23 protein-coding genes and 1 pseudogene are annotated in these 23,767 nt (G+C 71.4%); 9 read left to right on the top strand and 15 right to left on the bottom strand.

Going from position 1 to position 23,767, the window contains the following annotated elements; all coding sequences use genetic code 11:
* Nucleotides 1-38: 38 nt before the first annotated feature.
* The 8 genes from AB0C62_RS29205 to AB0C62_RS29170 form a co-directional block, all read right to left on the bottom strand.
* On the bottom strand, nucleotides 39-695 hold the full coding sequence (locus AB0C62_RS29205) for a TetR/AcrR family transcriptional regulator (RefSeq protein WP_362978142.1): 657 nt from the start codon (nucleotides 693-695) through the stop codon (nucleotides 39-41).
* A 60-nt stretch (nucleotides 696-755) separates the two neighbouring features.
* Complete coding sequence (locus AB0C62_RS29200; RefSeq protein WP_081218730.1) at nucleotides 756-1,061, bottom strand: DUF4229 domain-containing protein; 306 nt, start codon at nucleotides 1,059-1,061, stop codon at nucleotides 756-758.
* Nucleotides 1,062-1,154: 93 nt separating this feature from the next.
* A complete protein-coding gene (locus AB0C62_RS29195; RefSeq protein WP_362978140.1) occupies nucleotides 1,155-1,688 on the bottom strand; it encodes a GNAT family N-acetyltransferase in 534 nt (177 codons plus the stop codon).
* Nucleotide 1,689: 1 nt separating this feature from the next.
* A complete protein-coding gene (gene mqnE / locus AB0C62_RS29190; RefSeq protein WP_081218728.1) occupies nucleotides 1,690-2,853 on the bottom strand; it encodes an aminofutalosine synthase MqnE in 1,164 nt (387 codons plus the stop codon).
* A gap of 95 nt (nucleotides 2,854-2,948) precedes the next feature.
* Nucleotides 2,949-3,404, bottom strand: coding sequence for an Lrp/AsnC family transcriptional regulator (locus tag AB0C62_RS29185; RefSeq protein WP_081218727.1), 456 nt, complete (start codon nucleotides 3,402-3,404; stop codon nucleotides 2,949-2,951).
* Nucleotides 3,405-3,497: 93 nt separating this feature from the next.
* The gene (locus AB0C62_RS29180) at nucleotides 3,498-4,187 is read right to left on the bottom strand and encodes a UbiX family flavin prenyltransferase (protein ID WP_362978138.1); all 690 of its coding nucleotides are present in this window, start codon (nucleotides 4,185-4,187) and stop codon (nucleotides 3,498-3,500) included.
* 31 nt (nucleotides 4,188-4,218) lie between these two features.
* Nucleotides 4,219-5,121: a menaquinone biosynthesis prenyltransferase MqnP gene (gene mqnP / locus AB0C62_RS29175; protein WP_081218725.1), complete on the bottom strand. Its 903-nt coding sequence runs from the start codon at nucleotides 5,119-5,121 to the stop codon at nucleotides 4,219-4,221.
* Complete coding sequence (locus AB0C62_RS29170) at nucleotides 5,118-6,569, bottom strand: menaquinone biosynthesis decarboxylase (protein WP_362978136.1); 1,452 nt, start codon at nucleotides 6,567-6,569, stop codon at nucleotides 5,118-5,120. The genes mqnP and AB0C62_RS29170 overlap by 4 nt, the downstream gene beginning before the upstream one ends.
* A gap of 88 nt (nucleotides 6,570-6,657) precedes the next feature.
* On the opposite strand from AB0C62_RS29170, the gene AB0C62_RS29165 reads away from it, so the two are divergent.
* Together AB0C62_RS29165 and AB0C62_RS29160 are read left to right on the top strand one after the other, a co-directional pair.
* Nucleotides 6,658-7,083 (top strand): PLD nuclease N-terminal domain-containing protein, encoded by a 426-nt coding sequence (locus AB0C62_RS29165; protein WP_362978134.1) that lies wholly within the window; start codon nucleotides 6,658-6,660, stop codon nucleotides 7,081-7,083.
* 46 nt (nucleotides 7,084-7,129) lie between these two features.
* Nucleotides 7,130-8,023: pseudogene (locus tag AB0C62_RS29160) on the top strand (LysR family transcriptional regulator); the annotation flags it as partial.
* Here AB0C62_RS29160 and AB0C62_RS29155 read toward each other — a convergent pair.
* Nucleotides 7,920-8,906: a DMT family transporter gene (locus tag AB0C62_RS29155; RefSeq protein ID WP_362978132.1), complete on the bottom strand. Its 987-nt coding sequence runs from the start codon at nucleotides 8,904-8,906 to the stop codon at nucleotides 7,920-7,922. The pseudogene AB0C62_RS29160 and the gene AB0C62_RS29155 sit on opposite strands and share 104 nt — an antisense overlap.
* Nucleotides 8,907-9,016: 110 nt before the next feature.
* Nucleotides 9,017-9,367, bottom strand: coding sequence for a transcriptional regulator (locus AB0C62_RS29150; protein WP_362978130.1), 351 nt, complete (start codon nucleotides 9,365-9,367; stop codon nucleotides 9,017-9,019).
* Between the two features lie 154 nt (nucleotides 9,368-9,521).
* Between AB0C62_RS29150 and AB0C62_RS29145 the strand changes: the two genes are divergently transcribed.
* The 7 genes from AB0C62_RS29145 (at nucleotide 9,522) to AB0C62_RS29115 (ending at nucleotide 17,929) form a co-directional block, all read left to right on the top strand.
* Nucleotides 9,522-10,520 (top strand): zinc-binding dehydrogenase, encoded by a 999-nt coding sequence (locus tag AB0C62_RS29145; RefSeq protein ID WP_362978128.1) that lies wholly within the window; start codon nucleotides 9,522-9,524, stop codon nucleotides 10,518-10,520.
* 82 nt (nucleotides 10,521-10,602) lie between these two features.
* On the top strand, nucleotides 10,603-11,259 hold the full coding sequence (locus AB0C62_RS29140; protein WP_362978126.1) for a class I SAM-dependent methyltransferase: 657 nt from the start codon (nucleotides 10,603-10,605) through the stop codon (nucleotides 11,257-11,259).
* Nucleotides 11,260-11,455: 196 nt separating this feature from the next.
* Nucleotides 11,456-12,643 (top strand): abortive phage infection protein, encoded by a 1,188-nt coding sequence (locus AB0C62_RS29135; RefSeq protein ID WP_362978124.1) that lies wholly within the window; start codon nucleotides 11,456-11,458, stop codon nucleotides 12,641-12,643.
* A gap of 56 nt (nucleotides 12,644-12,699) precedes the next feature.
* Nucleotides 12,700-13,158, top strand: a complete 459-nt coding sequence (locus tag AB0C62_RS29130) for a nucleoside deaminase (protein ID WP_362978122.1) — start codon at nucleotides 12,700-12,702, stop codon at nucleotides 13,156-13,158.
* Complete coding sequence (locus AB0C62_RS29125) at nucleotides 13,151-14,134, top strand: 2-oxoglutarate and iron-dependent oxygenase domain-containing protein (RefSeq protein WP_362978120.1); 984 nt, start codon at nucleotides 13,151-13,153, stop codon at nucleotides 14,132-14,134. Before AB0C62_RS29130 ends, AB0C62_RS29125 begins: the two co-directional genes overlap by 8 nt.
* Nucleotides 14,135-14,264: 130 nt before the next feature.
* Nucleotides 14,265-16,385, top strand: coding sequence for a hypothetical protein (locus tag AB0C62_RS29120; RefSeq protein WP_362978118.1), 2,121 nt, complete (start codon nucleotides 14,265-14,267; stop codon nucleotides 16,383-16,385).
* Nucleotides 16,385-17,929 carry a hypothetical protein gene (locus tag AB0C62_RS29115; protein ID WP_362978116.1) on the top strand — a complete coding sequence of 515 codons (1,545 nt, stop codon included), beginning with the start codon at nucleotides 16,385-16,387 and terminating at the stop codon, nucleotides 17,927-17,929. Before AB0C62_RS29120 ends, AB0C62_RS29115 begins: the two co-directional genes overlap by 1 nt.
* Nucleotides 17,930-18,008: 79 nt before the next feature.
* On the opposite strand, the gene ccsB is transcribed toward AB0C62_RS29115, so the two are convergent.
* The 5 genes from ccsB to AB0C62_RS29090 form a co-directional block, all read right to left on the bottom strand.
* Nucleotides 18,009-19,127, bottom strand: coding sequence for a c-type cytochrome biogenesis protein CcsB (gene ccsB / locus AB0C62_RS29110; RefSeq protein WP_362978114.1), 1,119 nt, complete (start codon nucleotides 19,125-19,127; stop codon nucleotides 18,009-18,011).
* The gene (locus AB0C62_RS29105) at nucleotides 19,124-20,956 is read right to left on the bottom strand and encodes a cytochrome c biogenesis protein ResB (protein ID WP_362978112.1); all 1,833 of its coding nucleotides are present in this window, start codon (nucleotides 20,954-20,956) and stop codon (nucleotides 19,124-19,126) included. The genes ccsB and AB0C62_RS29105 overlap by 4 nt, the downstream gene beginning before the upstream one ends.
* A 3-nt stretch (nucleotides 20,957-20,959) precedes the next feature.
* Nucleotides 20,960-21,748 (bottom strand): cytochrome c biogenesis protein CcdA, encoded by a 789-nt coding sequence (locus AB0C62_RS29100; RefSeq protein WP_362978110.1) that lies wholly within the window; start codon nucleotides 21,746-21,748, stop codon nucleotides 20,960-20,962.
* Nucleotides 21,745-22,368, bottom strand: a complete 624-nt coding sequence (locus tag AB0C62_RS29095; protein ID WP_164369547.1) for a TlpA disulfide reductase family protein — start codon at nucleotides 22,366-22,368, stop codon at nucleotides 21,745-21,747. Before AB0C62_RS29095 ends, AB0C62_RS29100 begins: the two co-directional genes overlap by 4 nt.
* Nucleotides 22,369-22,434: 66 nt before the next feature.
* Nucleotides 22,435-23,691, bottom strand: a complete 1,257-nt coding sequence (locus AB0C62_RS29090; RefSeq protein WP_362978108.1) for a hypothetical protein — start codon at nucleotides 23,689-23,691, stop codon at nucleotides 22,435-22,437.
* Between the last annotated feature and the right edge of the window lie 76 nt (nucleotides 23,692-23,767).

The raw sequence follows: 23,767 nt of genomic DNA, 5'->3' as shown, positions 1-23,767 counted from the left end.
CGGGCCTGAACGGCCTGCCCGGGCCGCCGGAGGGCGCTCTAGGCCTGCCCGCCGGTCTGGGGCGGGATCCACGGCCGGTCGCGCATGAGGTCGCCGAGGCCCGCCCAGGCGAAGTTCATCAGCGTGGTGGCGGCCTGTCGGGCCGAGACGCCCGGAGTGACGTTGGCCCAGGCGGCGAGCGACTCGGCGGCGCCGACCAGGGCCTCCGCCAGTCCGGCGACCTCCCGCTCGGGCAGCGAGGGGTCGCGGTGCGCCTCCCGGGCGGCGTCGACGATCAACTCCGTGACGAACAGGACGAGTTCCTCGCGCATCGCGGACACCTCGGCCGCGAAGGGTTCGCCGTGCGTGCGGGCCTGGAGATGCAGGACCGCCCATCCGTCCGGATGTTCGGCGGTGTGCGTGAAGAACGCCCCGAGGCCTTCCCAGAGTTGGCGGTCGGCGGGCAGCCCCTGGCGGACACCGGCACGGACGGCGGCGGTCAGCGCCTTGGCCTCACGCCGGATGCACGCGGTGAACAGGTCTTCCTTGGAGTTCAGGTACAGGTACACCAACGGCTTGGACACGCCCGCGAGTTCGGCGATCTCGTCCATCGACGCGGCCCGGTAGCCACGCTGCCCGAAGGTCCGTACGGCGGCGTCCAGCATCTGCTGTTCGCGTACCGCGCGCGGCATCCGCTTGCTCTTCACAGCACCCATGCGGGCAAGCGTACGATCCGCCGCGCCCCCGGCCGGGCACGCGGCGGTGTCGGGCGGGGGTCAGGAGGTCTGGCTGCGGGCGCCGGGGGAGGCCTCGTCGAGGGCCTCGTCCTCCTGGCTGCGGTTGCGGTCCAGGTTGGCCCTGGCGCGGTCCACGCGGGCGACGACCTGCGCCGAGGCGCGGTCGCGCTCGCCCCGCAGGACGACGAAACTGATCGGCGCGGAGATCACCAGCGCGAGCAGGACGACCCACATGTAGTTGGAGTCGCCGAGGCCGCGGGGGGCGATGCCCGAGTAGACGAGGCCCCAGACGACCACGAGGCAGCCCACGAAGATACCGAGGCGCATCAGTGTGTAGCGGAACATCTCAATCCACTCTTCCCGTTCCGAACGTTCCCAAAGACCACCGTCCAGTGAAGCACGCCAGGACGTCGATCTTGCAGGGGGGTCGATCGGCCCTCAGTCGCGCAGACCAAGGGACAGCAGCATGGTGATGTCGTCGCGGTCCTCGCCGGGCGCGACCCGGATCGCGTCGGGCACCCGGCCGACCTCCTTGTAGCCGCAGGAGGCGTAGAAGCGCTCAAGGCCCTCGCCGCCCCGGCAGGTCAGCCGGATCGCCTCGATGCCGTCGAGCGAGCCCGCCGCCTCCTCGGCCGCGGCGAGCAGGTCGCGGCCGTACCCCTTGCCCTGGTGACGGGGGTGCACCATCACGGTGTAGAGCCACACCCAGTGCCTCATCAGCCGGTGGGTGTTGTGCGTGAGGAAGGCGGTCGCGGCGACCTCGCCGTCCCCGTCCCGGCCGACCAGCAGCCGGGTGCGGCCCTCGGCCATGGCGACGAAGTGCTTCACGAGTTCGGGCCGCACGTCCGCGGCGGTCACCGGCGGCACGAAGCCCACGGAGCCGCCCGCGTTCGAGACGTCCGCCCAGAGGGCGACCACCCCGTCCCGCAGGACAGGGGTGACCGCCGGGTCCAGCTCGAAGCGCAGCGCCACGTCAGACCCGCATGGCCTGCGGCGACTCGCGGCGCTCCGGGTCCGGGCCGTCGTACTCGCGGATGATCTCGTAGCGCGTGTTCCGCTCGACCGGGCGGAAACCGGCGTCGCGGATCAGGTCGAGGATGTCCTCGCGGGTCAGCTTGTTGGGCGTCCCGAAGTTGTCCGCGTCGTGCGTGATCTTGTACTCGACGACCGAGCCGTCCATGTCGTCGGCGCCGTGCTGGAGGGCGAGCTGGGCGGTCTGCACACCGTGCATGACCCAGAACACCTTGACGTGCGGGACGTTGTCGAAGAGCAGCCGGGAGACCGCGAAGGTCTTGAGGGCCTCGGCGCCGGTCGCCATCTGGGTGCGGGCCTGGAGGCGGTTGCGGACCTTGCCGTCCTTCATGTCCACGAAGTCGTGCTGGTAGCGCAGCGGGATGAAGACCTGGAAGCCGCCGGTCTCGTCCTGCAGCTCACGCAGCCGCAGCACGTGGTCCACGCGGTGCCGGGGCTCCTCGATGTGCCCGTACAGCATCGTGCACGGGGTCTTGAGGCCCTTCTCGTGCGCGAGGCGGTGGATGCGCGACCAGTCCTCCCAGTGGGTGCGGTGGTCGACGATGTGCTGGCGGACCTCCCAGTCGAAGATCTCCGCGCCGCCGCCGGTCAGCGACTCCAGGCCGGCGTCGATCAGCTCGTCGAGGATCTCCGAGGCGGACAGGCCCGAGATCGTCTCGAAGTGGTGGATCTCCGTGGCCGTGAAGGCCTTCAGGGAGACCTCCGGGAGGGCCTTCTTCAGCTCGCTCAGGGAGCGCGGGTAGTAACGCCACGGAAGGTTCGGGTGCAGGCCGTTGACGATGTGCAGCTCGGTGAGGTTCTCGCCCCGCATCGCCGTGGCGAGCCGGACGGCCTCCTCGATGCGCATCGTGTACGCGTCCTTCTCGCCCGGCTTGCGCTGGAACGAGCAGTACGCGCAGGACGCGGTGCACACGTTCGTCATGTTCAGGTGACGGTTGACGTTGAAGTGGACGACGTCGCCGTTCTTCCGGGTGCGCACCTCGTGCGCGAGGCCGCCGAGCCACGCCAGGTCGTCCGACTCGTAGAGCGCGATGCCGTCCTCGCGGGTCAGCCGCTCACCGGCCCTGACCTTGTCCTCCAGCTCGCGCTTGAGCCCGACATCCATGCGTTTACCTCTCCCTGTGACGAACCGTGCCAACCGTACTCCCCCGCCTCCCGGCGGGATCGGCCCCACCGGGGGCTCCGCGGACCGCTCCCGCGTCACTCCTCCTCGGGGAGTTCCCCGACGCGGTTCTCCCACTTCGTCGACAGCACGATCGTCGTGCGGGTCCGGGAGACGCCCTTGGTGCCCGACAGACGCCGGATGGTCTTCTCCAGGCCGTCGACGTCGCTGGAGCGCACCTTGAGCATGAACGAGTCGTCACCCGCGATGAACCAGCAGTCCTCGATCTCGCCGAGGTCGCGCAGCCGGTGCGCCACGTCCTCGTGGTCGGCCGCGTCGGAGAGCGAGATGCCGATCAGGGCGGTGACGCCGAGCCCGAGCGAGGCCGAGTCGACCGTCGCGCGGTACCCGGTGATGACGCCGGCCGCCTCCAGCCGGTTGATGCGGTCGGTGACGCTGGGTCCCGACAGGCCGACGAGACGCCCCAGCTCCGCGTACGAGGCCCGGCCGTTCTCCCTCAGGGCCTGGATGAGCTGCCTGTCCACCGCGTCCATGCGATCGAAGCCTTCCACTGAAAAGGTCTGAAGAAATCCGAAGAGTTCCGAAGAGTCCGAAGAGCCTGAGGAGTCACCGAAGGGTGCGGACCCTCAGGTGGTGTCGCCCCGGGAGCCGCCCCCGAGTTCGCCCTTCCACCGGCGGTACAGGTCGTGGTCGACGCCCGCCGCGTCGAGGACCCGCCCGGCGACGAAGTCCACCAGGTCCTGGATGTGCGTGGCGCCCGCGTAGAACGCCGGTGAGGCGGGCACCACCGTCGCGCCCGCGTCGTCGAGGGCCACCAGGTGCCGCAGGGTCTGTCCGTTCAGCGGGGTCTCCCGCACGGCGACGACCAGTCTGCGCCGCTCCTTGAGGGTGACGCTCGCGGCCCGCTGGAGCAGGTCCTTGGAGAGGCCGAGGGCGACCCCGGCCACACAGGCCGTGGACGCCGGCACGATCAGCATCCCCTTGACCGGGTAGGAGCCCGACGAGGGTCCGGCCGCGAGGTCGCCCGCGCTCCAGTGCCGTACCGCGTCGAGGTGCTCCTCGAAGGCGGTGAAGGTGCCGGGCTTGCCGTCCGCGCCCCGCGCCAGCCACGCGCCCAGGTCGTCCCGCCAGTGGGCGTCCCGGAACGGGAGCCCGGTCTCGTCGAGCAGCGTGAGCCGCGAGGCCCTGCTGACGACCAGGTCGACGCTCTCCCCCGCTTCCAGCAGCGAACGCAGCACCGCCGCCGCGTACGGCGTACCGGACGCGCCGGACACCCCCACGATCCAAGGCCGGCGCTGCGTCTGTCCTGGCTTCATGATGTCGAGCCTATCCGGCCACTGCCCGGATTCAGACCGTGAGCCCGCGCACCAGCAGATCCAGCAGCGCGCACACGAACAGCGCGATGCCGATGAATCCGTTGACCTGGAAGAAGGCGCGGTTCAGGCGGGACAGGTCGTGCGGCTTCACGATGGAGTGCTCGTAGAGGAAGGCGGCCGCGACGATCACGAGGCCCAGCCAGAAGAACGCGCCCGCTCCGGTGGCCAGCGCGTACCAGACGAACAGGCCCGTGGTCACCGCGTGGCAGACGCGCGCGCCCCGGATCGCGGCCGGGATGCCGAACCGCGCCGGCACCGACATCACGCCGATCTCCCGGTCGGTCTCGACGTCCTGGCACGCGTAGATCAGGTCGAAGCCGCCGATCCAGACGCCGACCGCGAGGCCGAGGATCACGGCGTCCCAGGACCAGGTGCCGGTGATGGCGATCCAGGCGCCGATCGGGCCCATGGCCTGGGCGAGACCGAGGATGGCCTGCGGGAAGTTCGTGAACCGCTTGCCGTACGGATAGACGACCATCGGGATGACCGCGATCGGCGCGAGCGCCAGGCAGAGCGGGTTGAGCAGGGCCGCGGCGCCGAGGAAGAAGACGAGCGCGACGAAGGCGCCCGTCCAGGCGTGCTTCACGCTCATCGCGCCGGTGACCAGCTCACGGTGGGCCGTGCGCGGATTGCGGGCGTCGATCTCGCGGTCGATGATCCGGTTCGCGGCCATCGCGAACGTGCGCAGCCCCACCATCGCCACGGTCACCAGGAGCAGCCGCCCCCAGTGGATGTTCCCGTCCCACTCGTACATCGCGGTGAGCGCCGCGATGTACGCGAAGGGCAGCGCGAACACCGAGTGCTCGATCATGACGAGCCGCAGGAAGGCCTTGGTGCGGCCCGGCTGCGGAAGCGCCGCGGAAGCTGAACTCACAGCCCGTACTCCTTCCAGCGGCGGTCGACCTTCGCCGCCGTCTCCGGGTCGGACAGCACCATCTCGGGCCAGCCGCCGTCCCGGGTGTAGCCCTCCTCGGGCCACTTCTTCGTCGCGTCGATGCCCGCCTTGCCGCCCCAGAACTGCTGGTAGGAGGCGTGGTCGAGATGGTCGACCGGGCCCTCCACGACGGTGAGGTCGCGGCCGTAGTCCGTGTTGCCGAGCGCGCGCCAGGCGACCTCGTGCAGGTCGTGGACGTCGCAGTCCGCGTCGACGACCACGATGAGCTTCGTCAGGGACATCATGTGGGCGCCCCAGACGGCGTGCATGACCTTCTGGGCGTGCTTCGGGTACTTCTTGTCGATCGAGACGATCGCGCAATTGTGGAAGCCGCCTGCCTCCGGCAGGTGGTAGTCCACGATGTCCGGCACGATGATCTTCAGCAGGGGCAGGAAGAACCGCTCCGTCGCCCGGCCGAGGGGTCCGTCCTCCGTCGGGGGCCGGCCCACCACGATCGACTGGAGCAGCGGCCGCTTGCGCATCGTCACGCAGTCGATCGTCAGCGCCGGGAACGGCTCCTGCGGGGTGTAGAACCCGGTGTGGTCGCCGAAGGGGCCCTCGGGCAGCATCTCGCCCGGCTCCAGCCAGCCCTCCAGGACGACCTCGGCGTTGGCCGGCACCTGGAGCGGCACGGTCTTGCAGTCGACCATCTCGATCCGCTTGCCCTGGACGAACCCGGCGAAGAGGTACTCGTCGATGTCACCGGGGAGCGGCGCCGTGGAGGCGTACGTCACGGCGGGCGGGCAGCCGAAGGCGATCGCGACGGGCAGCCGCTCGCCGCGCCGGGCCGCCACCTGGTAGTGGTTCCGGCTGTCCTTGTGGATCTGCCAGTGCATGCCGATGGTGCGCTTGTCGTGGCGCTGGAGCCGGTAGAGACCGAGGTTGCGGATACCGGACTCGGGGTCCTTGGTGTGGGTGAGCCCCAGGTTGAAGAAGGAGCCTCCGTCGTCGGGCCAGGTGAACAGGGCGGGCAGCGCGTCGAGGTCGACGTCGTCACCGCGCAGCACGACCTCCTGCACCGGCGCGTCCTTGACCTTCTTCGGCGGCACGTGCGCCATCGCGCCGAGCTTCCCGAAGGCCTCGCGCACCCCGATGAAGCCCTGCGGCAGCTCCGGCCGGAGCAGTCCGCCGATCTTGTCGGAGATGTCGCCGTACGACTTCAGGCCGAGGGCCTTCAGCAGGCGGCGGTCGGTGCCGAAGACGTTCATCGCGAGCGGCATCGCCGAGCCGCGCACGTTCTCGAAGAGGAGCGCGGGACCGCCCGCCTTCTGCACCCGGTCGACGATCTCCCCGACCTCCAGGTACGGATCCACCTCGGCCTTGATGCGCTTGAGGTCTCCCTCACGCTCCAGGGCCCTGAGCAGGGAGCGAAGATCGTCGTAAGCCATGTGTCCAAGTATCGGCCACCCGCTAACCTGTGCCCGTCACCGGGGCCCCGTGCCGCCCCGCCACCGCACACTGGGGGACCGTTCGGCCATGCTCAGGTATCTGCCGTTTCTGCTGGTGCTGGCGTTGTGGATCTACGCCTTCATCGACTGCCTGAACACGCCGGAGGAGGAGGTCAGGGGCCTGCCCAAGGTGGTGTGGGTGATCATCATCCTGCTCTTCGGCGAGGTGCTGGTCGGTCCCGTGGCCTGGCTGGTCGCGGGCCGCAACCGCCGGGGGCCGGCGGGCGGCCCCGCCTCGGTCGGCGGGACCCGGCAGCGCGCCCGGTTCGTCGCGCCGGACGACAACCCCGAGTTCCTGAAGTCCCTGAAGGCCGAGAACCGCGCGGACGAGAGCGGCAAGGACGACGGCCGCCGGGACGAGACGCTCCTGAAGCACTGGGAGGCCGACCTGCGCCGCCGCGAGGAGGAGCTGAAGAAGCGCGAGGACCGGCCCCGGTCCGACGAGGAGTCGTAGGACCGGTCCGGCTGCGGAGCCGCCGACGAACCGTGAGAGTCGTGCCATGGAACTGCGTCTGCTGGTGACCTTCGAGAAGGTCGCCACCGTCCTGAGCTTCACCCGGGCCGCGGCCGAGCTGGCGTACGCGCAGTCGAGCGTGACCAGCCAGATCCGCGCCCTGGAGTCCTCCCTCGGCACGGAGCTGTTCGACCGGCTGGGCAGCAGGATCCGGCTCACCGAGGCGGGCGAGCGGCTGCTGCCCTACGCCCGGCAGATCATCGAGCTGACCGAGGAGGCGCGGGCCGCGGTCGTCGGCGCCGAGGAACCCTCCGGCGCCCTCACCGTCGGCACGATGGAGTCGCTCACCTCCTACCGGCTGCTGCCGCTCCTCGAACTCTTCCACCACCGCTACCCCGGGGTCCGGCTCTCGCTGCGCACGACCATCGGCGACGAGACCCGCCAGGCGCTGCGCCAGGGGACGTACGACGTCGGCTTCCTCATGGAGGAGGAGACCGAGCACGCGGGTCTGGAGGTCGCGGTCCTCGCCGTGGAGCCGCTGGCGCTGGTCGCCGCGCCCGGCCATCCGCTCGCCGGCACCGCACCCGCCACGGCCGCCCTCGCGGGCCAGTCACTGCTCGCCACCGAACCGGGCTGCGCCTACCGGGACTTGTTCGAGCGGGAACTCGACTCGGCTGTTCCAAGTGGTACTTCCGTCGCCTTCACGGAGTTCGGCACGATCGAGGCGACCAAGCAGGCCGCGGCGGCCGGCCTCGGGATCGCGTTGCTGCCCGAGGTGACGGTCGCCGCGGAACTGGAGCGGGGCACGCTCGTACGGCTCGGCTGGGAGCCGCCGTTCACGCTTCGCACGCAGCTGGCGTGGCGGGCAGGGAAGCGGCTTCCGGCGCACGCGCGGCTGTTCGTGGAGCGGGCACGGCAGCTGGTGTCCGAGGAGTCCGGCCCGCCCGGGGAAGCGTGACCTTCAGGCTGGCCGTCACGATCAGCGGGACGCCGAGCGCCTGGACGAGCCCGATGTGGTGGCCGTAGACCGCCCAGTCCATGACCATCGCGACGGCCGGGTAGGTGAACGCGAGGACGGCGATCTTCGCGGTCGGGAGCTTGGCGTACGCGGCGTACATGAGGACGTACATCAGCCCGGTGTGGATCACCCCGAGGCCGACCAGCCAGGCCCAGTCCGCGCCGGTCCCGCGCATCGCGCCGACGTCGGCGAACGGCAGCAGCAGCGGGATGCCGACGAGGACCTGTACGAGGGCGATCAGGTGCGGCCGTACGCCGGTGATGCGCTTGGTGACCAGGGTGGACAGCCCGTACAGGAGAGCGGCGAGGAGGGCCTGGCCGACGCCGGTGAGGTAGGCGCCGCCGTGGGTGAGGTCGGCCGGTGAGACGCCCGAGACGAGGACCAGACCGGCGAAGGCGAGGACGATCCAGCCGGCCTTGGCGGCGGTGACCCGTTCCCGGAACAGCAGGGCGCCGAGCAGCACCACGTAGAACGGCTGCGTGTGGTAGACGACGGTGGCGACGGAGATCGAGGTGTTCTCGTACGACTGGAAGAGCAGGACCCAGTTGAAGACGATGAACACCCCGCCGAGCACGGCGAGTCCGAGGGTGCGCGGGGTGAAGCCGTGGCCGCGGAAGTAGCCGCGGGCCAGGGCGTAGCCACCGAGGGCGAGGGCTCCGAACACGACACGGAAGAAGACGACGTTCAGGGGCGAGGCACCGGACTCGACGACGAAGACGCCGAGGGTGCCGGAGAGCATCATCGCGGCGGTGAGCTGGGCCGCGCCCTTGTTCTCGGTCGCGCCGGCGGAGGTGGCTGAGGTCATGCCCCGACGGTAGGAGCGGGGGCCTTCCGGGGGCCACGGGCCGGTGGGGCGTCCTGCCGATGGGGTCATCGGCGGGGCCGATGCGCTCCCCGCCGACCGGGGAGGTGCGGCTAGGGCGTGTCCGTGTCCGGGGTCCGCTCCTCGCGCAGGGCGAGGGCGAGGAGGCCCGGGAAGCGGGTCTCGAACTCCGCACGGCGGAGCCGGTTGACCCGCCTGGGGCCCTCGTCGCGCTGTTCGACGAGGCCCGCGCCGCGCAGGACGGCGAAGTGGTGACTGAGGGCCGCCTTGCCGACGGGCACGTCGAAGCTGCCGCAACTGCGGCTCCACTCCGCCGAGTCGGCCAGTTCACGGACCAGCAGGATCCGTACGGGGTCGGCGAGCGCGGCGAACGCGCTCTGCGCGGAGACCTCGTCGGGATGGGTGTGCTCGGGCGCCGCCCGATGACTCGTCCGCTCCGCCACGCCGGTCTCCCCTGCTGTTTCCCTGATCCGCTTGCCGAGTGTTCGATGAAAACCATACACTTCGGAGTGTTCGCTTTTCATTGAACAGTCTGTGCGGCGATCCGGTCCGCGCGGGCCCTCGGCTGTCCAGCCGAGCATCAGCCAGGAGTGAGCCATGCGTGCGGTCGAGTTCCAGCAGTACGGCGGTCCCGAGGTACTGCGGGTCGTGGACGCGGAGATCCCCGAGCCGGGCCCCGGGCAGGTGAGCATCGACGTGGCCTGGACGGGCGTCAACTTCGCCGATCTGAAGGCCAGGTCGGAGGGGTACCGGGTGCCGCGGCTGCCCTTCGTGCCGGGGCTGGAGGTCTCCGGCCGGGTCCGGGCGATCGGCCCGGGCGTCACGGGACTGCGGGCCGGCCAGGAGGTCGCGGCGCTGACGGAGGGCGGGGCGTACGCGGAGGTCACCGTGGCCGACGCGGTGACCGCCTTCCCCCTGCCGTCCGGGGTCGGCCTGCGCACCGGCGCCACCCTGCCGACCGTGCTGCCCACGGCGTACGCCCTGCTGCACACGGTGGGCCGCCTCCAGCCCGGCGAGACGCTCCTCGTCCAGGGCGCGGCCGGGGGCGTGGGCACGGTGCTGGGCCAGCTCGCGCGGGCGGCGGGCGCGGGCGCGGTCTACGGCGTGGTGTCCGCGCGGGCGAAGGCCGAGTTCGCCCTCGGGTACGGCTACGACGAGGTGTTCGTCGGCGCCTTCGCCGACGAGGTCAGGGCGGCGACCGGGGGGCGGGGCGTGGACCTGGTCCTGGACCCGGTCGGCGGCGAGACCCTGCAACGCGGCCTCGCGTCCCTCGCCCCCTTCGGCCGGCTGGTCTCCTTCGGCAACGCGAGTTCGGCGGAACCGTGGACGGTGGGCCAGCCGGAGCTCTACCCGACGGGCCTGTCGGTCGCCGGGTTCTCGATCCTCGGCCTGGCCCGGACGGCACCGGACGTGCTGCGCGCCCTCGCCGAGCGGGCGTTCGCGACGGTGGCCGACGGGACCGTCTCCCTGCCGGTGACGGCGGAGTTCGCCCTGGAGAAGGCGGGCGACGCGCACGCGCTGATGGGAGCGCGGACCAGCACGGGCAAGCTGCTGCTGAGGGTGGCGGACCGACGGCTGGGGGCGTACGCCGGGTGAGTCCGAGCACGAGCGCGAACCGGCCGCGGGTGGGGGCCTGTTGGGGCGGCGTTGTCAGTGGGGCCGTCTACTCTTCCGCGCCATGACCACTCGCCTGGATGCCACCCGCGCCTCGTACGACACCGTCGCCGCCGACTACGCCAAGCTGTTCAGCGGGGAGGTCGCCCAGCCTCTGGAGATCGCGATGCTCGCCGAGTTCGCGAAGCGGGTGCGGGCCGGCGGGGGCGGCCCGGTCGGGGACCTCGGGTGCGGGCCGGGGCGGATGACCATCCATCTGGACGGGCTCGGGCTCGACGCGTTCGGGATCGACCTGTCGCCCGGGATGATCGAGGTCGCCCGCGCCGCGTACCCGCACCTGCGTTTCTCGGTGGGCACGATGGCGGACCTCGACCTCGCCGACGGGTCGCTCGCCGGGGCCCTCGTCTGGTCGTCCACCGTGCACATCCCCGTGGATGAACTGCCGCCGCTGTTCGCGGAGTTCCGCCGCGTGCTCGAGCCGGGCGGCCATCTGCTCATCGGCTTCAAGGCGGGCGACGAACAGATCCTCCTGGAGCACGCGTACGGCCACGACGTGGACCTCGACGTGTACAGCTTCCGGCCCGACCGCGTCGCCGAGCTCCTCGCACAGGCCGGCCTGGCGGAAGCGGTCCGGCTGGTCCGCGAGGCCGAGATGACGGAGTACGGCCCGGAGAGGACCGCGCAGGGCTTCATCCTGGCCCGGAGGCCGGAGGACTCCTGAGGCGTCCCGGGCGCCGGGGCCGCCGTCCCCCGTGTCGCCCTCGGTGCGGCCCCGTCCCTCCAAGTGCCCTCACGTGCCCTCTGTTCTCATCCCTTCGGCGCGGCCCCGTAGACCATCGGCGGACGCGGGGCGGGCCGTCCGTTTTCCAGACTGGGTCCCGGACGAAGCAGGTGGGCGCGGAGCCGGGAGGCGCGGGATGCAGGGGACGCCGGGGATCAGCCGGGCACGGTTTCTGGGAATGGCCGCGGCCGTGGGGGGCGCGGCCGCCGCGCTGCCCGTCGCAGCGGCGGGACGGGCGGGGGCCGCACCCGCCCCGGGATCGCCGACGGCACGGGAGCGGCCGGGCACGTCGGCGCCGGCGGCGAGCGGCAGGCGGGGGCTCACCCACCGGGGGGTGGTGTACGAGGTCGGGGACGGGGAGACGCCCGCGACCGGGTGGAACGTCCGGGACATGCGCGCCGACCTGCGCGCCGTCGCCCACGACCTGCACGCCGACTCCGTCAAGGTGACCGGTGACGGGGTCGAACGGCTCACCGCGACCGCGACGGAGGCGGCGGAACGCGGGCTGCACGTCTGGCTCGAACCGACCCTCGGTGACGTGCCCGAGGGGGACATCCTCGACCACCTCGCCGAGACCGGCCGCGCCGCCGAGCGGCTGCGCCGGCAGGGTGCCGGAGTGCACCTCAGCGTCGGCTGCGAGTTCGTGCTGTACGTCCCCGGCATCGTGCCCGGCGCGACCGTCCAGGAGCGGGTGGAGAACCTGCTCAAGGGGAACTTCGACCCCGTCGTCATGGCGCGGCGGCTGCACCGGTTCACCGCGAAGGCGGCGAGGACGGGCCGGTCCGTGTTCCGCGGGCCGCTGACGTACGCCGCCGCACAGGACGAGGACGTCGACTGGGGCCTCTTCGACCTGGTGGGCATCGACTACTACTCCTTCTTCCGGCGCCCGGCGGACTACCTCCGCGACCTCGCGCAGTACAAACGCTTCGGGAAGCCGGTCGCCGTCATGGAGTTCGGCTGCTGCACGTTCCGGGGCGCGCCGGAGCAGGGCGGGATGGGCTGGGACGTCGTCGACTACACGAAGGATCCGCCGGAGATCAAGGCCGGTCTCGTCCGCAGCGAGCGCACGCAGGCCGCGTATCTGACGGACGTGCTGGCCGCGTTCGAGGCGGCGGGACTGTACGCGGCGCTGGCGTACACCTTCGTCACCCGCGACGCCCCGCACCGCCGCCACGACCCGCGCCACGACCTCGACATGGCGAGCTACAGCATCGTGAGGACGATCGAGAAGCGCCCCGGGGACCCGGCCGCCGGCGTCCACTGGGAGCCGAAGGAGGCCTTCCACGCACTGGCCCGTCAGTACGGCCGCCATCGCCGCCCCTGACCGCGCCACGGCCCGGGTACGTTGCCCTCGGGGGACGCCCACCGCAGAGTGGGGTCATGGAGCTCATCGATCAGGCACAGGCGCGGGCATGGCTCGCGACCGCCGTGGCGGAGGCCCGCGCCGGGCTCGCCGAGGGCGGCATCCCCATCGGGGCCGCGCTGTACGGCGCGGACGGCGCCCTGCTCGGCCGCGGGCACAACCGCCGTGTCCAGGACGACGACCCCTCGACGCACGCCGAGACGGCCGCGTTCCGCGCGGCCGGACGGCAGCGGTCGTACCGCGGCACGACGATGGTGACCACCCTCTCGCCGTGCTGGTACTGCAGCGGCCTGGTCCGCCAGTTCGGCATCTCCCGGGTGGTCGTCGGCGAGGCGGCCACCTTCCGCGGCGGCCACGACTGGCTCGCCGAGCACGGTGTGGAGATCGTGCTGCTCGACGATCCCGAGTGCCAGGGCCTGATGCGCGACTTCGTCGAGGGCAACCCCGACCTGTGGAACGAGGACATCGGTGACTGACCCCCAGGCCCCCGCGGCGCCGCGTATCCCGACCGTCGACCTGCGCCCCTGGGTCTCGGGGGACGCGCAGGCACGCGCCGCGATCGCCCGGACCGTCGACGAGGCGCTCCGGACGGCCGGCTTCCTGCTCGTCACCGGGCACGGCGTGGACCCCGCCCTGCGCGTCCGGATCAGGGAGGCGGCCCGCGCCTTCTTCGTACTGCCCGCCGAGGTGAAGGAGCCGTACGCCGCCCGGGTCGGCGGACGCGGCTGGCTCGGGCCCGGCGCCGAGGCCAACGGGTACGCGGAGGGCACCGAGACCCCGCCGGACCTCAAGGAATCGCTGACGTTCGCGACGCACGAGCCGTTCGCGGACCCGGCGACGAACGCCGAGTGGTACGCGCCGAACGTCTGGCCCGCCGAGGCCCCCGGACTGCGGGCCCTGTGCGAGGAGTACCTGGCACGGATGGGCGAGCTGGAGAACCACCTGCTGGCGCTGCTCGGTGAGGCGCTCGGCCTCGAACCGGACTTCTTCACCCGGCACATGGACCACCCCACGTACGGCTTCAACATCAACTGGTATCCGGGGACGGACGTCGTCGGGGCGCCGGAGCCGGGCCAGTTCCGGATCGGTCCGCACACCGACTTCGGCACGGTCACCATCCTCGACCGGCAGGCCGGCAAGGGCGGGCTCCAGGTGTTCACGGACGAGGGCGGCTGGGAGGACGCGCCCTTCGACCCGGCAGCGTTCACCATCAACATCGGTGACCTGATGGCCCGTTGGACCGGTGACCGGTGGCGTTCGGGGCGGCACCGCGTCCTGCCGCCGCCCGCCGACGCGCCCGCCGAGGAGCTGATCTCGCTCGTCTACTTCGGCGAATGTACGCCGGGGACGCTGGTCGAGTCGGTGGCCGCCCCGGTGGGCCGGGTCGCGTACGAACCCGTCGACTCACACGTCTACCTGCGGGAGAAGCTCAACTCGATCACTGTCGGTTGACAGCCCGAACGTTTTCGTAACCGAACAGTCACCAAGTGCCCTATCCCGAATCAACTCCCCCTTTTTACACTGTTGTTGATACACCTCACAGCAGCACATCGGACCGGACCGCGGACCAGGGGGAGATGCGGTGCACGCAGGGCTGCACGGCAGAGGGGCGCTGTTCGACACCGATCCGCCCGGACTCGCGTCACGACTGGTCGGACTGCGTCCGTACCAGCTGCGCGCCACACCGTACGAACACGCGGGTGAACCACCCTTCGTGGTGCTCACCGGCGGCCGGGGGCTCGGCAAGACCGCCGTGCTCCAGGAACTGCGCGAGGCCTACCGGTGGCACACACCGGTCGCCCTGGTCGACGGCGAGGACCGGCAGTTCGCCGCGCCGCCCGCCGAACGCCCCGCGGAGTCCTGGTCCCCGGTCGGCCAGGCGCTCACCACGGCCGCGGAACAACTCGCCGAACCGGTGAAGGGCGCCGGGAGGATCGCGTTCCCGCGCCTCTCCTCCGGCCTGCTCGCCGTGGCGGCGGGCGGCTGGAGCAACCGGGACGTGCCCCGCATCCGGCAGGAGGCGGAACGGATCCTGCTGCTGAACGAGACCGACTCGTGGCTGTCGGGGTTCGCCGGGCGCTGGGTGAGCAAGGTCGTCTCCAAACTCGTCGCGTCGATGAGCGGGACGGGCCCCGTGGTGGAACCCATCATCGAGGCCACCCTGGAGGCCTTCGCGGAGGGCGTCGCGCCGGCCCACCGCCGGCTGCGCAAGGCCGCCACCTGGTACCGGGACTACCCGAACGCGGGCGGCAGCCCCAAGCTCGCGCTGATCCTGCTCTCCCGACACTTCCGGGCGGGCGGCGACTCACGCCGGCACGCCGAACGCCATCTGGTCCGGGCCCTGCTCGCCGACCTCGACGACGCGTACGCGGGCGTCGTGCAGCGTTCCCACCGGCGGGGCCGCCCGGTCCTGCTCATCGACAACGTCCAGGAGCCCGCCGGGCTCGGCCTCCTCGAACCGGTGCTGCGCGACCGCGCCGACGGCATCGTGGACCGGGCCGTGTTCTTCGCCGCGCTCCGGGGCCACGCGCACCCGGCGCTGCGCAACGCCGGCCGGCTCGCGCTGCCCGACACCGCACGCGAGACCGGCTGGCGGCCCGGCACCTCGCCGTCCTCGCGGGCCCTGCTCGTCGCGCTGCCGCCGCTGACCCCCGACGACACCCTGCACATCATGGACACCGCGTCCGGCGGCACCGGCACGACCGGCGGGCCGGACGGCCTGCCCGCCCAACTCCCGCACGCCACCCACCGGCTGACCTGCGGCAGCCCGCTCGGCATCACCCTGCTGGCGGCCTCGGCCCGGCAGAACCTGCCCGTCGGCGCGGACTCGCTCGGCGCGCTGCTGACCTCCGACGTCGCCCTGCACGAGGACCACGCCGGCCGCCCCGCCTACCAGGAACTCCTCGCGCGACTGGTGCCCGGCGGCCGCCTCGACGAACTGACCGTGCTGGCCGCCGCCCACGACCGCGAGTCGGCCTGTTCGCTCGCGGAGTCCCGGCTCCCCGAGGACTTCGGCGCCTCCGGCGTCCTCGACCTGGAGGAACGGCTCGCCTCGGAAGGCTGGGCGACGGCGGACGGCCAGTTCGTCGGCGACCCGTTCCTGCGCGCGCTGCTCCTGCTGCGGCTGCACCACGCGGACCCCGACCACGAGCGGTGGCGGGCGGTGCACCGCGCCCTCGTCGACCACTACTCCGACCACCCCGGCGAGTCGGCGCCCCCGGACAGCGCCCGCTACCGACTGCACCACGAACTCGCCCTCGGCAAAGCCGACTTCGCGGTGGCTTACCTGAGCGACACCTTCCCGCGCACCGACACCCGCGGCTGGCTGTCCGCACTGGTCTTCATCGCCTCCGCGCCCTACTACCACGCGCACGACCCGGACGGCCGGGACTTCGACGGCCACGACCACCGGGCCGCCGTGGCCCTCGGCCGCACGGACGCCGCACACCGCCCGCCGGAGGGCGTCGACGCCGTACTGCACCTGCGGGTACGGCGGTTGCTGCACGCCGTGTGGCAACTGACCGACCCGCTGGTGCTGCCGGACCCGCGCGTCACCGAACGGCTGCGGTTCGAGCTGGAACAGCTGTCGAACCTGCGGCCCGCGGGCAACGCCCTGCTGTGGCGTGCCTCCCGTGACTGGCCCGCCGACGCCCTCGCCGGCCGGGCCCTGCGCATCCCGGGCGACGAGGACGGAGGCCGCTGATGGCTCGACTGTGGGTGTGGCTGCGCGAGGACGTCTGGGAGATCCGCTTCCGCCGGTACGTGGCACTGACGCTGGCCGCCGTCCTGGTGGGCCTCGGTGTCTGGGGCGGCCTGACCGCGACCAAGGAGAACCGCTCCTGCGCACCCGGGGTCGTCCAGCCCCCGGACCGCGACGAGTGCGTGGGCGTCTCCTCGACGACGTACGCCTTCGGGCGCGCCCGGTTCGCCGACACGGTGCGCGCGATCAACCGGGAGAACCACCGCCTGGCGCCCGGCAGTTACGTCACGGTCGCCCTGCTCGAACCCTTCACCGCCACCGACGCGGACAACCTGAACGACGTGCAGCACGAACTCCAGGGCGCCTATCTCGCGCAGTACCAGGCCAATCACGACACGACCGGGCTGAAGCCGAAGATACGGCTCGTCCTCGCCAACCCCGGTGCCACCGGCGCCTCCTGGCGGCACACGGTCGACCAGCTGGAGCGCATGACGAGGAGCGCGGACCGGCTGCGCGCGGTGACCGGGGTGGGCCTGAGCACCGAGAACAACAAGCGGGCGGTGGCCGAGCTGACCCGGCGCGGCATACCGGTGATAGGGAGTTCGATCACCGCCGACGACCTGGCCGACGGACAGAACGGCAAGGACCCCTTTCCGGGCCTCGCCCGCGTCTCCCCCACCAACACCGACGAGGCCCGCGCCCTCGCCTCCTTCGCCAAGGTGTCCGCCGCCAACGCCTTCCTCGTCTACGACCGCACCGGCGACCCCTACACGCGCACGCTCCAGGGGTCCTTCGAGAAGATGCTCAAGGGCGCGCGGTACGAGGCCCAGCCGTTCACCCCGCCCGCCGACCGCAGCAAGGAGGGCAGCACCGCCAACGTCTTCGCGCAGATCGCCACCATCCTGTGCAACACCCCGAAGGCGACGGACACGGTCCTGTTCGCGGGCCGGCACACCCAACTGCGCCAGTTCATCAACGCGCTGGGCGCCCGGGGCTGCTCCGACCGCCGCTTCACCGTCCTCACCGGCGACGAGGGCTCGTACCTCGCGGGCGACAAGGACCTCGACCCGGCCGCGCTCAAGGACCCGCGGCTGTCGGTGCGCTACACGGCACTCGCCCATCCCGACGCCTGGCTGAAGGACCGCGCGCGCACCGGCGGCAGCAAGGCCGACGCCGTCGTCCTCCAGCGGCTGCTGGACAGCGCCCGGCGGGGACCGGTCGGCCCGCTCGGCGAGGTCGCCCTCGCCGACGGCCAGTTGATCATCGCGTACGACGCCATGCGGCTCGCTGTACGCGGCATCCGCGGTGCCTCGCCGACCGGACGCATCCCGGCGCTCGCCGACGTCGGCCTCCAGTGGCCGCAGGTCAAGGGCAGGCAGCTGCGGGTGAACGGGGCGAGCGGGTGGATCTGTCTGGACGCCCACGGGAACCCGTACGACAAGGCCGTGCCGATCGTGGAGCTGACTCCCGACAGCCGTGCGCGCTTCGTGCGCCTCGCCTGGCCGGAGGGCAAACCACCGGCGGCCGAGTGCCTCCCGCCGTCGTAGCGGCCCGTGCCCCGCGGACGACGGAGGCCGGCCCCGGCGACACAGGTCACCGGGGCCGGCCTCTTCGTGTCCGGGCGGGTCAGACGCCCGCGTAGGAGTGCTTGCCGGTGACGAAGATGTTCACGCCGTAGTAGTTGAACAGCCAGCAGCCGAAGGCGATCAGGGCGATGTAGGCGGCCTTGCGGCCCTTCCAGCCGGCCGTGGCGCGCGCGTGCAGGTAGCAGGCGTACGCGACCCACGTGATGAACGCCCAGGTCTCCTTGGGGTCCCAGCCCCAGTAGCGGCCCCAGGCGTCGCCCGCCCAGATCGCGCCCGCGATGATCGTGAACGTCCACAGCGGGAAGACGGCAGCGTTCACCCGGTAGGAGAACTTGTCGAGCGAGGACGAGGCGGGCAGCCGCTCCATGACCGAGGTGGCGAACCGGCCGGGCTGTCCGCCGTTCGCGAGCTTGTTCTCGTAGCTGTCCTTGAACAGGTAGAGCAGCGTGCCGACGGCACCCACGTAGAAGACGGCGCCGCACAGGATCGCGGTCGACACGTGGATGTACAGCCAGTACGAGTGCAGCGCCGGGACCAGCTGGTCGCTCGCGGTGTACAGGACGGTGACGGCGAGCCCGAGGTCGAGCAGGACCGTGGTGACCAGCGGAAGGCCGAGCCAGCGCACGTTCTTCTTCAGCGCGAGCAGCACGAGGAACACCGCGACGGCCACGGTGGAGAAGGTGATGTTGAACTCGTACATGTTGCCCCACGGCGCCCGCCGCACCGACATGGCGCGGGCGACCACGCCGGCCGCCTCGACGGCCCACGCGAGGACGGTGAGGGACACGGCGATCCGGCCGTACAGGTCTCCCTGTTCGTCGCCGCCGTGCGCGCCGGGCCCGTCGGGCACGTCCCGCGCACCGGTCGCGGACCGGGTGACGACCTTGGGCCGCGCCAGGACGGCGGTGCCGCCCGCGGTCTGCAGGGTGACCTCGGGTGCGGCGGCCGCCTTCTCGCCTCCCGCGGTGAGGGCGTTCGCGGTACGCGCGACCTTGCTGCGGCTGCCGAAGAGCCACTCGGCGATGTACGCGAAGAACGCCAGCGTGTAGACGGCCATCGCGGAGTAGATCAGCGTGTTGCTGACGTTGGCGAGGTGTTCGTTGGTCGCGGTGGCCAGATCGGTCACGGCGCCCAGGTCGTGGGCGGTGGCGAGCGTCACTGCTTCTCAGCCCCTTCGGCGGCGGGTACGGGGGTTTCGGCGTCGGCGGGTGCCGCGTCATCGTCGGGCTTGGTGGGCGCAGAAGCGTGGACGAGCGCGGCCAGATCGCCGAGCTCCTCGGGAAGCTTCGCGGACTCGCTGCGGCCGAGCCCCGCCATCTCGACGACGGTGACACCGTCGGCGCCGGTGGTGGCCCGGACCCAGACGCGGCGGCGCTGGATGAACAGCGAGCCGGCGAGTCCGAAGATCGCGGCGAACGCTCCGGCCAGCGCCCAGTCACTGCCGGGCTGCTGGGTGACCTGGAAGTTCGCCCACTCCTTGATGTCCTTGTCGAAGGTGATCGAGCCGGCGCCGTTCGGCAGCGTCATCGTCTCGCCGGGCCGCAGCCGCTTCTTGAGGATGTCGCCCTTGGCGTCCTTGAACTGCTTCATGTTGGCCGTGTCGAGCTGGTACACGTTCTGCAGCAGGCCCGCGTCGACGCCGAGGCTGCCGTGGTAGCCGCTCAGCGCGAGCACCGGGTAGTCGAGCGCCGGGAACTGGGAGAACATGTCGCCCTTGCCCGCGCCGGCGAAGGTCGGCACGAAGAAGGCCGAGAAGCCGAGCTGCTCGCCCGCGCCCCGCGCGTTCTTGTAGCCGTCCATCACCTTGATGGCGCCCTGCGAGGTGACGTTCGAGTCGAGCGGCAGCAGGGGCACGGCGTCGTGGAAGACGACCTTGCCCTTGCCGTCCCGGACCGTCACCGTGGGCGCGTAGCCGTGGGCGGTGAGGTAGACCTTCGAGTCGCCGATCACGAGCGGCTCGTTGACCTTGACGACGGTCTTCTTCTCCTTGCCGTACGCGCCGACGCTGTAGTCGACGGCGGCCTGGTACGTACGGGGGGTGCCCTTGTTGGGGCCGGTCCGCTCGTAGGTGCCGGTGAACTTCTTCAGGTCGAAGCTGAACGGGGTCAGGTCGTCGGTGCTGAAGAGATTGCCGGACTTGAAGTCGTCGTAGGACAGGAGCGTGTTGGAGAAGCCGTCGCCCTCGACGATCAGCTTGTTGCCCTCGGACTTGAAGAGCTGGCCCCAGGCGAAGGCGACGAGCATCACGATCAGCGCGATGTGGAAGAGCAGGTTGCCGGTCTCGCGCAGGTAGCCCTTCTCCGCGGCGACGGCGTCCTTCTCGACGTGCGCCCGGAACCGCTTCTGCCTCAGCACCTTGAGCGCGACCTCGCGGACCAGCTCGGGCTCGGCGTCGGTGCGCCAGGTCGCGTAGGCGGGCAGCCGGTTCAGCCGCTTGGGGGCGCCCGGCGGACGGCCGCGCAACTGCCCGACGAACTGCCAGGTGCGGGGCACGATGCAGCCGATGAGCGAGACGAACAGCAGGATGTAGATCGCGGAGAACCACACCGAGCTGTACACGTGGAACAGACCGAGCCGCTCGTAGACCGGGCCGAGCAGGGTGTGCGCGTCCTTGAAGTCCTGGACCTTGGCCGCGTCGGTGCCGGACTGCGGGATCAGCGAGCCGGGGATGGCGCCGAGCGACAGCAGGAAGAGCAGGATCAGCGCGACCCGCATCGAGGTGAGCTGCCGCCAGAACCACCGGACCCAGCCGGTCACCTCACGGCCGGTCCAGGCGATCCACCCCGCGGCACCGGGCTTGCGAGTGCCGCCGAAGGAGCCGGGCATCGCCGTCTCGACGGGCGCGGTGGACAGCTGGGAACCGGCCTCGCCGAGTTCGCCGTCGGCGCTCACCCCGATGTGCCGCTTGGGGCTCACCGGGTCCGGCGCGCCGTCGTCCTCCGGCGTCGCGGCGGAGTCGTGGGTGTTGCCGGTGTCGGTCGTGCTCATGGATCAGATCCCTACCGTGAAGCCGCTGGACCACGTCTGCATCTGCTGCACCAGGCTGTCCCAGGCACCTGTGAGCAGGAGCACGCCGGTCACGATCATCATCGTGCCGCCGATGCGCATGACCCAGACGTAGTGGCGCTTGACCCAGCCGAACGCGCCGAGCGCCTTGCGGAAGGCGACGGCGGCGAGCACGAAGGGCACGCCGAGACCGAGGCAGTACGCGACGGTCAGTATGGCCCCTCGCCCGGCGCTCGCCTCGTTCGAGGAGAGCGCCAGCACGGAGGCGAGGGTCGGGCCGATGCAGGGCGTCCAGCCGATGCCGAACAGCGCGCCCAGTATCGGGGCCCCGACCAGACCCGTCACCGGCCGCTTGTGGAAGCGGAACTCGCGCTGCGTCAGCCAGGGCATCATCCCCATGAAGAAGACGCCCATGAGGATCATGAGGACGCCGAGCACCTTGGACAGCGTGTCCTGGTACGCGAACAGCGTCGACCCGAAGTAGCCGAACAGGGCCCCGCCGGAGACGAACACGGCGGTGAAGCCGAGCACGAACAGACTCGCGCCGCCGGCCATCCGTCCGCGTCTGCTGTCCGCCAGGTCGGTGCCGCTGACCCCGGTGACGTACGAGAGATAGCCGGGGACGAGCGGCAGGACACACGGGGAGAAGAAGGAGACGAGACCGCCGAGGACCGCGATGGGCAGGGCGAGCAGCAGGGCCCCGCTGGAGACCGTGTCGCTCAGGTCGCCCGAGGCGAGATACGTGGACGAGTGGAGGAGGGACACGCCGGTCACTTCTCCGCGAGGACGGGGTCGAGCATCTCGCGCAGCTTGTCCTCGCTGAGCGCCTGGAGCGTGCGGGCCGCGATCTTCCCGTCCCGGTCGATGACGAGCGTCGACGGGATCGTCTGCGGGTTGAGCGTGCCCTTCTTGAAGCGGAGCATCAGCTTGCCCGTCGGGTCGAACAGGCTGGGGTAGGTGACGCCCTTGTCCTTCTCGAAGGACCGCGCCAGCGACACGTTCGCGTCACGGGTGTTGATGCCCACGAACTGCACGCCCTGGCCGGCGGTCTCCTTGGCGACCTTCACGAAGTTGGGTGCCTCGGCCCGGCACGGCGGGCACCAGGAGCCCCACACGTTCAGGACGACGACCTTGCCCTTGTAGTCCGCGACGTCGAGCTGCTTGCCGTCGACGGTCTTGCCGGAGAGGTCGGGGATGGCCACGCGGTCGGCCTTGGCCACCGTCGAGATGCCGTCCTTGCCTGCCACGAAACCGCTGCCGCCGGCACCGCCCTTGGTGCCGCCCGACCCGCACGCGGTCAGGACGAGCGCGGCGACGGCGGCCCCGGCGGTCAGCAGGGCGGCGCGGCGACGGGTGCGGATCGGGCGCTGGTCTGCGCGGCAGGCGGCACTCATGTGAAAAGTTTCGCATGCCCGTTTCGGGGATCTTCCGCACCCCCCTTGCGGGCGGAAACCCGCATATCAGGCGGCCTGCCCCCGAAGGTACGACTTCCAGCCGCCCGCGGGCTGTTCGGCGACGTCCATCGACTGGAGCTTCGCCAGCACCTCGGGTCGCTGCACGTCCAGCCAGTCCACGAACTGCCGGAAGGAGACGAGCCGCACGTCCGCGCCCTTGCTCTTCTCGTGGGCGATGTATTTGAAGGCCTTCTCGACGGCGTCCATGTAGATGCCGCCGTTCCAGTCCTCGAAGTGGTTGCCGACGAAGAACGGCGCCCGGTTCGTCTCGTATGCCCGCTTGAATCCGGCGATGTACGAGTTGGTCGCCTGGGTGCGCCAGCCCGGGTAGTTGTACGAGGGCGCCCGGGTGGTGGCGATCGACTGGTTGGCCAGGATGTTGTAGTCCATGGAGAGGACCTCGAAGCGGTGCCCGGGGAAGGGGATCGCCTGGAGCGGCAGGTCCCACACCCCCTCCTTCTTCTGCGGCCAGCGCTGCACCCCGCCGGGCGAGGAGGCGTCATAACGCCAGCCGAGCTCGCGGGCGGCGGGCAGCAGGTTGTTCTGGCCGAGCAGGCACGGGGTGCGGGCGCCGATCAACTCCTTCTCGTAGTCGAAGGGCAGCGCGGGCAGATCGGTCCAGCCCGTGTTGGTGCGCCACTCGGTGACGAACGACTTCGCCTGCGCGATCTCGCTGCGCCACTGCTGGGGCGTCCAGTTGCCGACCGAGCCGGAGCCGGAGCAGAAGTGGCCGTTGAAGTGGGTGCCGATCTCGTGCCCGTCGAGCCAGGCCTGGCGCACCAGCTTCAGGGTGGACCGGACGTGGTCGTCGTTGAGGTAGCCGATGTCGGAGGCGCCCCGCGGGTTGTTGGGCGGGTCGTACAGGCGCTTCTTCGACTCGGGCAGCAGATACAGCCCGGAGAGGAAGAACGTCATGTGCGCCTCGTTCTCCTTGGCGAGCTGCAGGAAGCGGTCGAAGAGACCGGTACCCACCTCGCCGGCGCCGTCCCAGGAGAAGACCACGAACTGCGGCGGGGTCTGGCCGGGCTCCAGCGGCACGGGCTGCCCGGGCTGGTGCGGCTGCTTGCCCGTGTAGGCGGTGGAGCCGTCACCGATGGGGCGCACGGTCCGCTTCGGGGTGCCGGGCCGGCCGCTGCCCGCCGTGGGGGAACCACCGGCGTGACCCACGGCGTCCTTCTGCGCGGTGCCGCACGCGGCAAGTCCCATCGCGGCCGCGGCACCTGCCCCGAGACCGATCATTCCCCTCCGGCTGACGTCCCGCATACGGTCCTCGTTTCATCGCACCCTCTCAGCTGGCTCTCAGCTGGCACCCCATGAGAGGGCACGATGAAGTCGCGGG

Origin of the sequence: Streptomyces sp. NPDC048643, assembly GCF_040650615.1 — a bacterium.
Lineage (GTDB): Bacteria > Actinomycetota > Actinomycetes > Streptomycetales > Streptomycetaceae > Streptomyces.
Note: the sequence above shows the minus strand (reverse complement) of the source record. Positions and strands in the feature narration are given on the sequence as shown.

Coding starts and splice junctions, on each gene's coding strand:
- AB0C62_RS29115 (WP_362978116.1), top strand. CDS start 16,385: ATGGCTCGACTGTGGGTGTGGCTGCGCGAGGACGTCTGGGAGATCCGC.
- AB0C62_RS29140 (WP_362978126.1), top strand. CDS start 10,603: ATGACCACTCGCCTGGATGCCACCCGCGCCTCGTACGACACCGTCGCC.
- AB0C62_RS29165 (WP_362978134.1), top strand. CDS start 6,658: ATGCTCAGGTATCTGCCGTTTCTGCTGGTGCTGGCGTTGTGGATCTAC.
- AB0C62_RS29135 (WP_362978124.1), top strand. CDS start 11,456: ATGCAGGGGACGCCGGGGATCAGCCGGGCACGGTTTCTGGGAATGGCC.
- AB0C62_RS29105 (WP_362978112.1), bottom strand. CDS start 20,956: ATGAGCACGACCGACACCGGCAACACCCACGACTCCGCCGCGACGCCG.
- AB0C62_RS29170 (WP_362978136.1), bottom strand. CDS start 6,569: ATGGCTTACGACGATCTTCGCTCCCTGCTCAGGGCCCTGGAGCGTGAG.
- AB0C62_RS29145 (WP_362978128.1), top strand. CDS start 9,522: ATGCGTGCGGTCGAGTTCCAGCAGTACGGCGGTCCCGAGGTACTGCGG.
- AB0C62_RS29095 (WP_164369547.1), bottom strand. CDS start 22,368: ATGAGTGCCGCCTGCCGCGCAGACCAGCGCCCGATCCGCACCCGTCGC.
- AB0C62_RS29090 (WP_362978108.1), bottom strand. CDS start 23,691: ATGCGGGACGTCAGCCGGAGGGGAATGATCGGTCTCGGGGCAGGTGCC.
- AB0C62_RS29155 (WP_362978132.1), bottom strand. CDS start 8,906: ATGACCTCAGCCACCTCCGCCGGCGCGACCGAGAACAAGGGCGCGGCC.
- AB0C62_RS29205 (WP_362978142.1), bottom strand. CDS start 695: ATGGGTGCTGTGAAGAGCAAGCGGATGCCGCGCGCGGTACGCGAACAG.
- AB0C62_RS29200 (WP_081218730.1), bottom strand. CDS start 1,061: ATGTTCCGCTACACACTGATGCGCCTCGGTATCTTCGTGGGCTGCCTC.
- AB0C62_RS29180 (WP_362978138.1), bottom strand. CDS start 4,187: ATGAAGCCAGGACAGACGCAGCGCCGGCCTTGGATCGTGGGGGTGTCC.
- AB0C62_RS29130 (WP_362978122.1), top strand. CDS start 12,700: ATGGAGCTCATCGATCAGGCACAGGCGCGGGCATGGCTCGCGACCGCC.
- AB0C62_RS29185 (WP_081218727.1), bottom strand. CDS start 3,404: ATGGACGCGGTGGACAGGCAGCTCATCCAGGCCCTGAGGGAGAACGGC.
- mqnE (WP_081218728.1), bottom strand. CDS start 2,853: ATGGATGTCGGGCTCAAGCGCGAGCTGGAGGACAAGGTCAGGGCCGGT.